Raw genomic sequence first — 13,844 nt, 5'->3', positions numbered from 1 at the left:
CCAAAACTTTGAAATTTCTAACGCTCGCTCCATATCCCTTCTCCTATTCCATCATTCTTCTACAATATGCATGTAGTTTAGATTGCATAAAGGCATCTATATTATTTTTCGACAAAAACGACTTCGATTCTTTTGAGGTAAGACATGTTGTAGATCATATCGTATTGAAAATGGTTCGGTTTAAAGCGGAAATTACGGTTAAACCGGTGACTTGTGAATCTGACTTTTCTGATGATAAGTGAAAAGTTGTAAGATGTTAATTGTTAAAAAAATACAATCGATATGATACTATTAATATAACTTAATTTGTTAGATGAATAATATATAAAGGGGCTCAACTCTTAATGGCAAGAAAATTATTAACACAAAGGTTTCCTTTTTTAATTCCTATTAGAATCAGACAACGTAGGCTGTTTAAAAAAATAAGTGATCATCTTGAAGGCCATATATTTTCAAAAACATTTGAGCAAAATCCATTACCTTACAGGATTTATAAACATAAATCTTTGCTTATTAGAAAGTTAGGTGATACGGATATACAGTTGCAATATAACAAAATCACCAATCTAAAGCTAGCTATCTGCAAAATAAATCAGGTTGTAATTAAACCGGGAGAAACATTTTCATTTTGGCATCTTGTTGGCAATTCCAGTGAAAAGGCTGGATATAAAGAAGGTATTATTCTAATGAATGGTGAAGCGATAAAGGGAATAGGGGGTGGTCTCTGTCAGTTAGGGAATCTTCTCTACTGGATGTTTCTTCATACAGAATTGGAAACAGTGGAAAGATATCGTCATAGTTTCGATCCATTCCCTGACTATGGACGTGTGATTCCATTTGGAACAGGCGCCACTTTGATGAATGGTATTATTGACCTCAAATTAAAAAACAATTCAAACATTTCTTATCAAGTTAATCTACATATTGACGAAGAATACATTTACGGAGAAATTAAGGCATCTCAGTATCCTCCATATAAGTATTCTATCGTTGAAGAAGATCATCGTTTTGTAAAAAAAGCAGATGGCCAAGTATACAGACAAAATAAAATTTATAAAAAAATAGTTGACCGTGTCACAGGTAACTTAGTTGCCAAAGAACTAGTCATGGAAAATGATTGTTTAGTAAAATATGAAGTTGATGATGAGAAAATTGCGGGTTCTTTATAGACAAGGATTTTCACTCATCTAAAGATATTTGAAAAAGCTACATAGATAGTTTTAAAATAAAATCTTCCAGGGCAAAAAATATGGTTGAAGTGAATTTTTTAATACTAAATCGAATGTAAGCAGTAAGTAATATTTCATACATGGGCCCTAGGATAGAATTGTGAAGTCAGCTATCCTAGGGATCTTTCTATTGTGTTTTTGATTTTGGAACGAAACAAGTAGATGGTAAATCAAGGAGTCCATGGAAGTAGTTTTGCTATTATCCTTGGGTTATTTAAGTCACCATTCGGCATTTGTTCAAGCATGTACTTCAAGTTTTCATATCGCATCAGCCAGTAAAGAGGATGATCTAGGATATGTAATAATTACAATATAGATGTTTAGAATAAAATTATTAAACTGATAAGAATTTTTGAGTACGTAATTGTTTGTTACGATATTCGGTAATGGTTAACCATATACCACTCAAAACAATGAGAAAAGCTAAGATACAGAATGGAGCAGTATAGCTATGTAAATAGTCAACAAGTATACCAAACAACGCAGGTGCAAGTACAATAGCAAATTGATTTAATGTTAAAGCAAAACTTACAGTTAAACCGATAAACTGCGGATCTGATTTTTCTGATACTAAAATGATAAATAAACTAAACCACCCGATAGCAAAGAAACCAAGAAAGAAGCATAAGATTATAAGTGACCCAAAAGTTATATAAGATATGAAATAGCTCATACAAAGAAGCAATAAGACAGTGATACTGATAGTTATTTGTAAGGGAGTGACACGATTTCCTTTACATACAGTATCACTAGCCCACGCTAAAAGAACCCTCCCGATCATTCCACCTAGCAATACTACACTTAATAATGTTCCAGCATGGTGAAGACTCGTATGAACTTCGTTTGTAAGATAACTCATTAGATGGGCAACGAGCACCATTTGTAGGGACATCATTGTTATTCCAGTTAGAAAGACAGGATAGAGAGAAGAGTTTCTTTGTACCTTCTTTAATTTTGTAAGGAAGGAAACCGCTTCTGCCTTTTGAATAGGGGAATGATCATCAGGATAAAATAAGATGAACAATAAGCCGCCACAAATAGGTGCAATCGCTTGCACAAGGATGACAGAAGATAACCCATAATTATAAAAAAAGAAAGGGAGAGTACTAGAAGCTAAAGCACCTCCAATCGGAATCCCAGTTTGACGGACACCCATCGCAAGTCCTCTACGCTGAGGAGGAAACCACTTTACAATAGCCTTACTACCTCCAGGTTGTGCCGTTCCATACCAGACTCCTACAAATAGCAAAATAACAACTACATATGTGTAATTTGTGACTGGATAGGCAAATAACATACTCACTCCAAGTAAGATAGAACCTCCACCTACAATCCATCTTTCGCCATATCGATCCATTAAGTTTCCGAAAAACAGCATCGAGAAGATCGGTCCAATATTTACAGCTGATACAAGTAACCCAGTTTGAAACTGAGATAGGTGATGCACTTGCTGCCATAAAGAAGCTAAAGGACCAATCCCGTACGTAACAAACGTAGCAAATGTTTGTGAAATAGTTGCAATCAATAAAATAATCCATTTGTAAGAACTAGTGGAATCATTTTTAGTTTGTTGTCTCTGCATTTTTATCATAACCTCCTCTTGCTTTAATTGTATGAATATATAGGTATCATGTAAAATAAACAATAAAGATAAAAGATATCAAAAAAAATGATATCTTAAGAGGTGAGTTATGTGGATATTAAAGATTTGACTGTATTTATAAAGGTAGCTGAAGAAGGAAGTATATCGAGAGCAGCAAAATCACTAAACTATGTTCAATCAAATGTAACGATGAAAATTAAACAGCTAGAGGATGAGTTACAAGTTCCTTTATTTTACCGCAATGGCAAGGGAGTTACTTTGAATTCTAATGGTGAGATTTTGTTAACATATGCTAGGCAAATACTAGACTTAACTGAGCAATCAATCAGATTGGTACAAAGTAATCACTCAACACCTTTAGGTACGCTGAAGATTGGATCTACCAACTCTACAGCTGCGGTCCGCTTACCGCCACTTCTGAAAAGTTATTACGAAAATTATCCTAAGGTCGAATTATTGTTAGAAACCCATACAAGCACTGAGCTAATTCAACTTGTGCTCGAACGCAAACTAGAAGGAGCTTTTATTGTTGAAGATGTTCATCACCCAAATTTAACTTCCATTTTGTTCTGTGAGGAAGAACTAACGGTTATTAGTCATCAACCTTTACATACTTTACAAGAGCTTGATAAAGTCACAATGTTAGCCTTCGGGAACGGCTGCCACTATCGAAATACTGTAGAAAGATGGTTAAAAGAAGAAGGTATTTATCCGAAGCGTGTATTAGAATTCGGTACGATTGAAGCGATCATAGGCTGTGTGAAGGCGGGAATGGGCATAGCCATCATGGTCAAATCAATTTTGAAAGACCATGAGCAGTCTTTAACTATAACTGATTTACCTAAGAAATATTCCAATGTACCAACTTATTTTATTATGAGGAAAGATGTACTTTTTTCGGCTGCTCTTCAGAAATTTGTTGAGATGATTAAATAAAATGCTGTGTGGCTTAATTCTGGTTATTGAGGATCAGTTTAGCAGCGGCATATAGGATAGAGGCCCTCAAGGTTGTCTATGAATGAAATTATAAGCTTCGCCGTAAATGGTTGTTTTCGTTAAAATATTCTACTGTACTAGAGATATGGGAAATTGTATTGAAATTTAGTATATAGTCAGTAGTAACTTACAATAACTGTTTTCTTCATGATCATGAAGAAAACAGTTCATACTTTACACTTGAGCACGCTTTTTAAGAGGGATATCTAGATAGTTTACATATTTGTTTGTTTCTTTTTCTTGATATATCCTAATGAAGTTCACTTCAAATGTAGGATAAGGGCTGAGTTCTTTTTCAGTTATTGTAGCCATATTTTTTAATTCTTTACTAGATAACCCCCAATGTGTTTGTCCCATTGTTAAATGAGGTACATAATTATCTAGTTCCATATATCTTTTTATCAACTCATTATCAGGAGAAATCGCATTAACAATTTTTTGATGTAATTCAAAAATTTTTTCTGATGTAACACTTAGGAATAGAACACTTTCTCCAAAAAATTTTGGTGGATTTAGGGAGACATTGAACACAAAAAAACTTGCACAAACCTTTTTCAATTTTTCAATCCATTCTAAATCAGCGGTTAAACCACCTTGAGCTTTTACTGTAATGTGTGGCTCAACAACATCGACAAGTAAATTATTCTCCCATTGATGTTGAACTTTAATTATTTTTTCTTTATATTCGTCTGGAGGTACGATCCCAATAAAATATTGCATATGTATTCTCCCTTTTTATTGTTAATTTAAATATGTGTACTTAAATATAATTTTTTGTAGATTAGTTTCAATTCAGCTCTCTTAATCTTAATTTTTATAATTATCTTAACATGATTTTGAAAAAAATATAAAATTTAAATTTTTTGGTGTATAAAGTTGTGAGGACAACAAGCTAACTTTGGTATAAGCACATAAGAAATAGGATGAGGTGTGAGTTGAAGTTCAGATTTCTATGAAAAGAGGGTTTTCTACCAGTATTACAAATATAAAAATTGTGGTGGATAAATCATTTTGAACCTTATACATATCGACTATCTTTGTTGAGAAATAAATTAATTACTTAACAATAAAAGGGAAATTATTGTAAAAAGCGAATGAGATTTAAGAAGAATTTGCCGATATATGAATTTTCTTCTATTACGTTAGTTTAAGGAGGACTATAAAATGTCTGATCTCTATTCTCGTCTTTCCAAAAATGATGCTGCTGTTCTTTTAGTGGATCATCAAACTGGTCTTATTTCCAGCCTAGTGCGTGATTATGGTGTTGATGAATTTAAGAACAATGTTTTGGCTCTTGCTAATACCGCTAAGTTTTTTGATTTACCAGTCATTTTAACAACAAGCTTTGAAAACGGCCCGAACGGCCCACTAATACAAGAATTGGTTGAGCTCTTTCCTGATGCACCGAAAATAGCTCGGCCTGGACAAATTAATGCATGGGATAATGAAGAATTCGTTAAAGCCATTGAAGTAACAGGTAAAAAGCAACTAATTATCGCAGGGGTTGTAACTGATGTTTGTGTTGCGTTCCCAGCACTATCTGCTGTAAACGCAGGATATGAGGTATTCGTTGTAACTGATGCATCAGGGACTTTTAGTAAACAAGTTGCAGATGCTGCCCTTATGCGTATGGCTCATGGAGGAGTCCAATTAATGAACTGGTTTAGTGTTGCAGCAGAATTACATCGTGATTGGCGAAATGACGTTGAAGGCTTTGGTGCTTTACTTACTAAACATCTTCCTAGTTATCAAAATATCATGGAAAGCTATATGAGAGCTCAAAGAGAGCTTAGCAAGTAAAATGGCTTAACTTAATAGTTGTACTGTTTCATTTTTTGATTTTGTATCTCTATATTTATTTTTTATGTGATTCTGTCTAACTGTAGCTTTGAAATAAAGTTCAATAAATCATAAAAAAGTCTGATTGTTTATAATAAAGTTTAATCAACAATCCTGTATTGATATGCAGGATTGTTTCTTATTCAGCAATCGGGTCATTTAGGTGAATAAGAGGTCACATAAAACCTTGCCTTTTTATATAACCATCAAATGTACTTGAGCGTGCGCAAACACTTATTTATCAAGGGAATAAATTATGCTAAGTTAAATTCTCTTGGCATCCAAGGGTTTATTGATGGAGAACTTTTGTTAGGATGAATTATATAAACTTCACACTAAGTAAATACATGTTAAAAACAGGGGGAGATATGAATTTTTTGATTTTATCATTATAGCTATCACTCACTTGTTTGTTATTGAATTTTCTGAATCTAAACAATAGAATATACCTGTCAAATAATTTAATGAGGTGTCTGAAATGAGAAAATTGATTTATCTGTTCTTTTTTATACTGTTTACAGGGATAATAGGTTTTACAGCTGAAGCTCAAACATTAAGTAAAGAAGTTACTTCTAAAGAAAAACTTAATGTTAAAAAATTAGATGTCGCTGAATATTTCTCTGATCATAATGGAACGTTTATATTGCGTGATGTTAAAACTGGAGAAACCTTTGTCTACAATCAGGAAAGAGCTAACACAAGACAAACTCCGGAATCTACATTTAAGGTCCCTAATGCCTTAATTGGTTTACAAGTCAAGGCTGTTCGAGATGAGTATGATGTAAAACGATGGGATGGCGTAAAACGTGAATTTGATACATGGAACCATGACCATACCCTTGGATCGGCTATGCGTGAATCAGCTATTTGGTATTACCAGGAAATGGCTAGGGATATTGGAGAGCAACGTATGAATGATTGGATACAAAAAATCTCGTATGGAAACGAGGATATTAGTGGAGGAATCGACCATTTCTGGTTAAGCAGCACTTTAAAAATTAGTCCTCTTGAACAAGTTGATTTTATGGAGAAGTTGTATAAAGAAGAGCTTCCGTTTGATAGACCTGTAATGAAAACTGTTAAGCGAATGATGATCCAAGAAGAAGGGGATTACTACACACTTTACGGAAAAACGGGGACAAGATTGTCTGATTTAGGATTAGGCTGGTTTGTTGGATTTATAAAAATAGACAATCGTTCTTATGTCTTTGTAACAAACATTGATAGTACGGGTACAAAAGCTAAAAACATCACATTGGATATCTTAAAGAAGTACCGCTTAATTACAGAATAGAAAGGATATAATATACTGATTTTTCAATGCATGATATCTATATACAGTAAGCAGAAAAAGAAATATGTTTTTTATGTTGTTTGACAATCAGGCGCGATTCTGGAGGGACACAGATAGAAAATGATTAAACTTTATTTCAAAGCTACAATGACTATAAAAGTCTTGTTCTAACTTAACTAAAGCTAAATTATTTCCAACAACTGTTAAGTGTTTAAGGTCTGTTTTTGAAGAATTCTTGCTTAAACGTATGAAGTGTTGCTTTACTTGTTCTTGACTATAAGGAGAAACAATATATATCTTAATAAATCATCTGTTTTGTTCGATTCTAGAGTTTTAATAAAATTTTTAATAACTTTTTGAGCCTCGTTTTCTAGCATAGTTGCTTTATGTAATGAGTAGGGGTAAAGATAAGAGGTGCAAATTGCACCTCTCAGTTTTTAGTTGGAAAAGTGTTTTTTCTTATCTTCAAGTTTGTCAATTAATTCATTAAAATTTTGAACTACATCTGGCATCGATAATTGCTTTGCTAATAAACGCCCTTTGTGAATGGATTTAGAGGCTTCTTCTAATAAATTTGCTTTTATTTGAGCATCTGCGAGACAGTACCAATAAAACCAGGCATCCATTGCAGAAATTTTATTGGTATAGAATTTTTCAATAATAGGATAGTATTGAGTATATAATCCTTCATTAAAAATCAATGTTTTACCATTCCATTTTAATGTATCTACAAGATAACTATCAGCAAGATACCACTGCCAAACTGCTAAACCTACCTTTTGGTTTCCGTTCAAAATATCCATCCTATGATAAGGGACTTCGGCAATCTTTTTAAATGAGTTATCATTCCACTGGAACACTTCAAGTTTATTTCCTGCTGCTGCACCAATTGTGACACCGAATAAATATTCTTTTATACCATCACCAGTAATATCGACTAGACTTGAAAAATCCAAACCTACGCCTTGCGTTTTTGTCTCCCAAATTTTTTGCCAATTATTATTTTCTCTCTTTAAAACCATTACTCCAAACTGAGAAGGTTGATCTTTTTCTTTTAATTGAAAAGTAACGATTATTTCTTTCCGCCCATCGTGGTTGAAGTCGTAGAGTTGAATTGGTGGTGTAGAGGGAGGATTTTCAGGGCTTACAAGTACCGAGTTTGATGGTTTAAACTCCTTAACAATTTTCATTAGACTGTTTTTTTGGCTCTCGTTAGCAAAAATAAGTATCGAAGAAGAATTTAAAATTCCTAATGAGAGTAAGATAATTAGCATTATTTTCATTTTTAAATAGCCCCTTTAGAGTGGTATTAAAGGTTATAATTCCCTGACATTAATTTTCCTATCATCCCCGTAACTTTTTCAGTAGGAAAATCGTTATATAAAGTGAATGCTAATTTTATAGGTTATTAAAATGAATGGGGGGATTTTATGAAGGTCCTTATATTGGGAGGGACTCGTTTTTTAGGAAGAGCTTTAGTAGAAGAAGCATTGAAAAGAGGGCATGAAGTCACCTTATTTAATCGTGGCATAAATAAAGATATATTTCCTGAAGTAGAGCAGCTAACCGGCAATAGGGACAGTGATGTATCATGTTTAGCAAATCGAAAATGGGATGTTGTAATGGACACATGTGGATTTGCTCCTCATCAAATTAAAAAAATTGCCGCTGTACTTGGAGATAACATCGAACATTATACATTTATATCAAGTATTTCCACTTACAAAGATTGGATTCCACTTCATATTAAGGAAGGTTATCATTTACAGCATATGCCGCCTAGTGAGAAGTTGAAAGCGGTTGAGGATGGGGAAATCTCTCCTTACGAGTATTATGGAGCACTTAAAGTTTTATGTGAAGAAGAAGTAGAAAAACATTGGCCGGGGCGTGTTTTGCATATAAGAGCAGGGCTTCTTGTTGGGCCATTTGACTATTCAGATCGACTCCCGTACTGGGTTCAGCGTGTAGCACAAGGTGGAAAAATAATGGTGCCAGGGCGTTCAAACCGTCCTGTTCAACTGATTGACGTGAAAGATGTGGCAACCTGGGCATTCAATATGGCAGAAAGCAGAAAAGTAGGCAAGTTTAATGTAACAGGGCCGAATAATGAATTGACGATAGAAGAATTATTAAATAGTTGTAAAGCAGTAACAAATAGCGATGCTGAATTTGTATGGATAGAAGAACAATTTATAATTGAGAATAAAGTAAAGCCATGGACGGAGTTGCCTTTATGGATTCCTGAAAATTTCCCATTAGAAGGAGAGATAGAACCGTGGAAAGGTAGTTTTTTCATCAGTATAGAAAAGGCTGTTAACGCTGGTCTATCTTTTAGACCTATTGAGGATACTATTGGTGATGTGTATCTATGGGAGAAATCGAGGCAGGATACAGAACGAAAGGCAGGTATATCAAGAGAAAGAGAGACCGAATTACTAGAGGGTTGGTTTCAGAAGGAGAAATTTTGATGAGAGTATATACCCATCAAGTAGAGAAAGATTTTGCAAGGAAATAGATCCTTCTAAATTAAGATTCCCAAAGATCTGATATGATTGTGTAATGAAATTTAGATTTCAAAAAATATTCTTGCCCCGTTTTAAATTTAGACGGGGTGTTTATTTTGATTTTGAATTTAAATTGTATATTATTGAAGAATATCTTGAACGAGCTATATAATGGATTAACCTGTATAAAAAGTTTGGTGCTGAGGAACTAAAAAGAAAAAACTTCTCTTATTCTATTCAATTTATTCTGAATGTTATAAACTGGAATAAAAAATGATATAGGAGAAAGATGATGACAATGAAATTAGTGAAACCAACACATCAGCATAGCAAACAAATCATGGCTTATCGGCAGGCATTCCTAAATTCAAGGGAGCAACCATATGGCAGTTGTTCCTTACAACGCTTTGATTCCATTGATGAATGGCTTGACAAGGTCAAAATTCAAGAAAAAGGAGAAAATTTACCATCAAATCGAGTTCCATCCACTCAGTTTTTGAGTATTGAAAAGGGGAAATTACTCGGATTAATCAATATCCGCCATCGATTAACGCCAGAATTACTGATGGAGAGCGGACATATCGGTTATAGCGTGCACCCTAACGAACGTCGAAAGGGTTACGCCGCTGAGCAACTTCGGCTTTCTTTATTTGAAGCAAAAAAATTAGGATTGGAGAAAGTGTTGATAACTTGTGACAAAGCAAATATCGGCTCTGCCAAAACCATTCAAAAAGTTGGAGGTATCTTAGAAAATGAAGTAATTTCCCCTGATACTGGCGAAATTGTTCAGCGTTACTGGATAGAACTATGATTGAGTAAGTTTTCAAAAATTATATTTGAAGTCGTATTGAAACTGGATAATAACGAAAGGAAAAACCAGAGTGAGGAATCATTTCGAAAAAGGTTTAACTTTTGGTGCTTAGTACAAATTGCATTTCTTATTGTCATTAGGTGGATAAGAAATGATTCGTTTTTTAACTTACGATAACACTCGTTATATCAATTTTACATATATGATATTCATATTTGAATAAATGATAAAAGCTCTCTAATTTTAAAGAGAGCTTTTTATCATTTATTTTTGATCGAACACAAATATTTCTTTATATTTTCTTGCATGTATTTTTTGACCATTCTCTAACGTCTTTGGTAGCTCCTCTTGCCATGTAACAATAACCGTAATACCTTTGGCTGTTACTGACAAAGGAAAATTAGGGAAATGACACTCATTAGTGGTGACTGCTTTCTCAGTCTCAAGCGCGTCCATATTTCCCCGCAAAGTCTTGGAATCGTTAAAGTTACTGTATATATCCACATCTAAATTATAAACATCTTTTCCTAGGTTCTTCACATCTAGACTATATGTATTTACTACGCCTGGTTTTGGTTTTGAAAGCCTTGGATCATCGTCAGCTTTATCAATTTTCAAATGCCAATGTTTAGAGGACTTTGATATAGGAAGATTACTAAACGAGGAAGCTTCCGTTAATATATTGCTACTGAATATAAAACATACCATATAAAAAAGAACAACTGTTATCTTTCGCATATTCCAACCTCCAAAGTATAGGATTTTATCTTATTTACTATTTCTTTAAATAAAAGGTAATATGTATCAAATGATTATTGTTAAAATACGGATTAGACAATATCTGCTCCCGATAGCACTGATTATGTGAAAAGAGAGGAGTCTGTAATGTTTTCTTGTATAAGATAGACATACACTATAAAAGTGGAATTTTCATCTCATAACATAATATGGAACCACAGGCAGGTATAAAAGCCCGCCGCGTGGCCCTTTTTCTCTTTTCTTTTTTAAGGCAATATTTAAAGGGTGCTCATTCAAATATTTAAAGACTTTCAACCAAATGGTAAACAACCGTTGTATATCCAGTTGATAGAATAGGTTGTAGCAGATGAATATTTAATTAGATTGTTAGAAGTTTAAAAAACAAGACTACATTTGAGCAAGCTGTCAATGAAGTACAAACAGAGTACATAATGAATAAGGATATAGACTAAACATGTAAGAAAAGGGGAGTCTAGTATGGAACTTACTCTAAATCGGGTAAAACTTCAGCTCATGCAATTAGAACATGCCGAACAATTATATAAAATTATTGAGGAGACACCTTCTCTTTGGTCGTATATGCCAAGACAAATGAGAAGCCAACATGATATGGAAGAGATGGTGAAAGAAGCTTTAGAAAGTTATAAAGAAGGCACTGTACTTCCGTTTGTTGTTGTAGACCAGTTTACTAACAGTATCGTTGGTAGCACTCGCCTATACGATATATCTGCTGATTATAAAACATTGGAGTTAGGCTATACATTCTATGCTCCTAGTGTTCAAAGAACAAGTATTAATACAGAGTGTAAATATTTATTATTAAGGCATGCCTTTGAAACATTACAGATGGTTCGAGTTCAAATTAAGACAGACCTTCAAAATAAGTGGGCACAGAAAGCCATTGAGCGTTTAGGAGCTATAAAGGAGGGCGTCTTACGAAATGAAAGAACTTTATATACAGGACAAACAAGAGATGCCTGTGTTTATAGTGTTATTTCTAAGGAATGGCTTACTATTAAAGAGAATTTGCAGCTCTTACTTCAGAAAAATTACTAAATAATTTAGATAGAATCGTGAAAGTTACGGTTTTAAGTTGTGGAAACGACATATTATTTTTAGTAGGAGTTCTGTTTGGTATATGTTATGTAATGAAATAAGAAGAAACATAATGAAAAGAGTTGCGATTTGCGCCTTTTCTAATTGAAGGAATAAAACAAACAGTCCGTATTGATATTAAGGGACAAGAAGTAAGTCCTGATGAAATGATTGAAATAGTACAGAAAATTAAGATGAAAATAAATAATAAAATTATTATTAAAATTAAATATTATTATATTGAAATTATAATATATTATACGTATGATTTGGGCAGTTTTTTGTTTTTCTCTTTTAGAACAAAAAGAACGAATGGAAATGCTATTGAATATGAAACAGTAATCATAGTACATTTAAAAAAGGGGAGATTTTTTATAAGGAAGGTGAGGGAATGCTAGATAAAGCTGATGATTCAATAATGAATCATATGTATACAGTAGAAGAACAACAAAAGTTATATAAACGGACGTTAGTAATCGTGAGTATTTCACAAATGTTTGGTGGTGCGGGGTTAGCTGCTGGAATTACGGTAGGCGCACTTCTCGCACAGCAAATGCTTGGGACAGATGCATTCGCAGGGTTGCCAGCTGCTATATTTACAATGGGATCGGCAGGAGCCGCTTTCATAGTAGGAAGGCTTTCGCAACGTTATGGGCGTCGAATAGGGCTCGCGACAGGATTTATGGTAGGAGGGCTTGGGGCTATTGGAGTGGTAATTTCCGCTTTAACAAATAGTATTATTCTCTTACTTGCTTCCCTGCTGATTTATGGTGCAGGTACAGCCACAAATTTACAAGCTCGTTATGCCGGTACAGACTTAGCAAATGAGAAGCAAAGGGCAACTGCTATTAGTATTACAATGGTTATGACGACCTTTGGTGCGGTAGCGGGACCAAACTTAGTAGGTGTAATGGGGAGTTTTGCTCGTTCTATTGGTATTCCTGAACTTGCTGGTCCTTTCATATTATCAGCAGCTGCATTTCTTTTAGCGGGTCTCGTACTTTTCGTTATGCTTCGTCCAGATCCATTACTTGTAGCAAACATGATAGAAATATATAAACAGAAGCATATATATAAAGAGCATTCGATAGCTAAAAAATTAATAACAAATAAAAGAGGCATTACAGTTGGGGCAATCGTTATGATACTTACGCAAGTTGTCATGGTTGCTATTATGACGATGACTCCTTTACATATGAAACACCACGGTCATGGCTTAAGTGAAGTGGGTCTTGTCATTGGGTTTCATGTAGGCGCAATGTACCTTCCATCACTCGTTACAGGAATCCTTGTTGATAAGATTGGTCGAATGGCAATGAGCATTGCTTCCGGAGTTATACTACTTAGTGCTGGGGTGTTAGCTGCTATTGCCCCGAGCGATTCTTTAATACTTCTGGTTGTTGCCCTTTCTTTACTAGGATTAGGATGGAATCTCGGTTTAATAAGTGGAACGGCTCAAATTGTTGATTCAACAGAACCTGTAACACGTGCAAAGACGCAAGGAAAAGTGGACGTTTTTATTGCGTTGGCAGGGGCTTCTGGTGGAGCGATGTCCGGCATGGTGGTAGCTAATTCAAGTTATGCAGTATTATCATTAGCTGGAGGAGCTTTAGCTTTATTGCTTATTCCTGTTGTGATATGGTCTAGAAATGATAGAGAGCATTAAATAGAGTAGAGGGCCAGAAAGTTTTGTAGATGGAATGGCACTAATAGA

Annotated in this window: 12 protein-coding genes; 8 read left to right on the top strand and 4 right to left on the bottom strand. The window is 34.3% G+C overall.

Features of this window, described 5'->3' with window-relative positions; all coding sequences use genetic code 11:
• The first annotated feature begins 344 nt into the window (after positions 1 to 344).
• Positions 345 to 1,169 (top strand): VanW family protein, encoded by an 825-nt coding sequence (locus tag AB1280_RS09065; RefSeq protein WP_429755626.1) that lies wholly within the window; start codon positions 345 to 347, stop codon positions 1,167 to 1,169.
• Positions 1,170 to 1,563: 394 nt separating this feature from the next.
• On the opposite strand, the gene AB1280_RS09060 is transcribed toward AB1280_RS09065, so the two are convergent.
• A complete protein-coding gene (locus AB1280_RS09060) occupies positions 1,564 to 2,811 on the bottom strand; it encodes an MFS transporter (protein ID WP_429755625.1) in 1,248 nt (415 codons plus the stop codon).
• A gap of 111 nt (positions 2,812 to 2,922) precedes the next feature.
• On the opposite strand from AB1280_RS09060, the gene AB1280_RS09055 reads away from it, so the two are divergent.
• Positions 2,923 to 3,768, top strand: coding sequence for a LysR family transcriptional regulator (locus tag AB1280_RS09055; RefSeq protein WP_429755624.1), 846 nt, complete (start codon positions 2,923 to 2,925; stop codon positions 3,766 to 3,768).
• 234 nt (positions 3,769 to 4,002) lie between these two features.
• Here AB1280_RS09055 and AB1280_RS09050 read toward each other — a convergent pair whose 3' ends face one another.
• Positions 4,003 to 4,548: a 2'-5' RNA ligase family protein gene (locus tag AB1280_RS09050; RefSeq protein WP_272189457.1), complete on the bottom strand. Its 546-nt coding sequence runs from the start codon at positions 4,546 to 4,548 to the stop codon at positions 4,003 to 4,005.
• A gap of 444 nt (positions 4,549 to 4,992) precedes the next feature.
• On the opposite strand from AB1280_RS09050, the gene ycaC reads away from it, so the two are divergent.
• A complete protein-coding gene (gene ycaC, locus AB1280_RS09045; protein ID WP_272189458.1) occupies positions 4,993 to 5,628 on the top strand; it encodes an isochorismate family cysteine hydrolase YcaC in 636 nt (211 codons plus the stop codon).
• 517 nt (positions 5,629 to 6,145) lie between these two features.
• Positions 6,146 to 6,961 (top strand): class D beta-lactamase, encoded by an 816-nt coding sequence (blaOXA, locus tag AB1280_RS09040; protein ID WP_272189459.1) that lies wholly within the window; start codon positions 6,146 to 6,148, stop codon positions 6,959 to 6,961.
• A gap of 437 nt (positions 6,962 to 7,398) precedes the next feature.
• On the opposite strand, the gene AB1280_RS09035 is transcribed toward blaOXA, so the two are convergent.
• Positions 7,399 to 8,244, bottom strand: a complete 846-nt coding sequence (locus AB1280_RS09035; RefSeq protein WP_429755623.1) for a hypothetical protein — start codon at positions 8,242 to 8,244, stop codon at positions 7,399 to 7,401.
• Positions 8,245 to 8,391: 147 nt separating this feature from the next.
• Here AB1280_RS09035 and AB1280_RS09030 point away from each other — a divergent pair, with 147 nt between their 5' ends.
• A complete protein-coding gene (locus AB1280_RS09030; protein WP_429755622.1) occupies positions 8,392 to 9,429 on the top strand; it encodes an SDR family oxidoreductase in 1,038 nt (345 codons plus the stop codon).
• Between the two features lie 334 nt (positions 9,430 to 9,763).
• Complete coding sequence (locus AB1280_RS09025; protein WP_429757316.1) at positions 9,764 to 10,276, top strand: GNAT family N-acetyltransferase; 513 nt, start codon at positions 9,764 to 9,766, stop codon at positions 10,274 to 10,276.
• 264 nt (positions 10,277 to 10,540) lie between these two features.
• Here the strand turns inward: AB1280_RS09025 and AB1280_RS09020 are convergent, their stop codons facing one another.
• Positions 10,541 to 11,014 carry a hypothetical protein gene (locus tag AB1280_RS09020; RefSeq protein WP_272190625.1) on the bottom strand — a complete coding sequence of 158 codons (474 nt, stop codon included), beginning with the start codon at positions 11,012 to 11,014 and terminating at the stop codon, positions 10,541 to 10,543.
• A 498-nt stretch (positions 11,015 to 11,512) separates the two neighbouring features.
• Here AB1280_RS09020 and AB1280_RS09015 point away from each other — a divergent pair, with 498 nt between their 5' ends.
• Together AB1280_RS09015 and AB1280_RS09010 are read left to right on the top strand one after the other, a co-directional pair.
• Positions 11,513 to 12,091 (top strand): GNAT family N-acetyltransferase, encoded by a 579-nt coding sequence (locus AB1280_RS09015; protein ID WP_272190624.1) that lies wholly within the window; start codon positions 11,513 to 11,515, stop codon positions 12,089 to 12,091.
• A 430-nt stretch (positions 12,092 to 12,521) separates the two neighbouring features.
• Positions 12,522 to 13,796 (top strand): MFS transporter, encoded by a 1,275-nt coding sequence (locus tag AB1280_RS09010; RefSeq protein WP_429755621.1) that lies wholly within the window; start codon positions 12,522 to 12,524, stop codon positions 13,794 to 13,796.
• The last annotated feature ends 48 nt before the right edge of the window (positions 13,797 to 13,844 follow it).

This window comes from Bacillus sp. S10(2024) (genome assembly GCF_050473865.1).
GTDB lineage: Bacteria > Bacillota > Bacilli > Bacillales > Bacillaceae_G > Bacillus_A.
This window is presented reverse-complemented; position numbering and strand designations above follow the sequence as displayed.

What these genes read in the sequence shown, in the direction of transcription:
- AB1280_RS09065 (WP_429755626.1), top strand. Translation starts at nt 345, where the DNA reads ATGGCAAGAAAATTATTAACACAAAGGTTTCCTTTTTTAATTCCTATT.
- AB1280_RS09060 (WP_429755625.1), bottom strand. Translation starts at nt 2,811, where the DNA reads ATGCAGAGACAACAAACTAAAAATGATTCCACTAGTTCTTACAAATGG.
- AB1280_RS09050 (WP_272189457.1), bottom strand. Translation starts at nt 4,548, where the DNA reads ATGCAATATTTTATTGGGATCGTACCTCCAGACGAATATAAAGAAAAA.
- ycaC (WP_272189458.1), top strand. Translation starts at nt 4,993, where the DNA reads ATGTCTGATCTCTATTCTCGTCTTTCCAAAAATGATGCTGCTGTTCTT.
- blaOXA (WP_272189459.1), top strand. Translation starts at nt 6,146, where the DNA reads ATGAGAAAATTGATTTATCTGTTCTTTTTTATACTGTTTACAGGGATA.
- AB1280_RS09035 (WP_429755623.1), bottom strand. Translation starts at nt 8,244, where the DNA reads ATGAAAATAATGCTAATTATCTTACTCTCATTAGGAATTTTAAATTCT.
- AB1280_RS09030 (WP_429755622.1), top strand. Translation starts at nt 8,392, where the DNA reads ATGAAGGTCCTTATATTGGGAGGGACTCGTTTTTTAGGAAGAGCTTTA.
- AB1280_RS09025 (WP_429757316.1), top strand. Translation starts at nt 9,764, where the DNA reads ATGAAATTAGTGAAACCAACACATCAGCATAGCAAACAAATCATGGCT.
- AB1280_RS09020 (WP_272190625.1), bottom strand. Translation starts at nt 11,014, where the DNA reads ATGCGAAAGATAACAGTTGTTCTTTTTTATATGGTATGTTTTATATTC.
- AB1280_RS09015 (WP_272190624.1), top strand. Translation starts at nt 11,513, where the DNA reads ATGGAACTTACTCTAAATCGGGTAAAACTTCAGCTCATGCAATTAGAA.
- AB1280_RS09010 (WP_429755621.1), top strand. Translation starts at nt 12,522, where the DNA reads ATGCTAGATAAAGCTGATGATTCAATAATGAATCATATGTATACAGTA.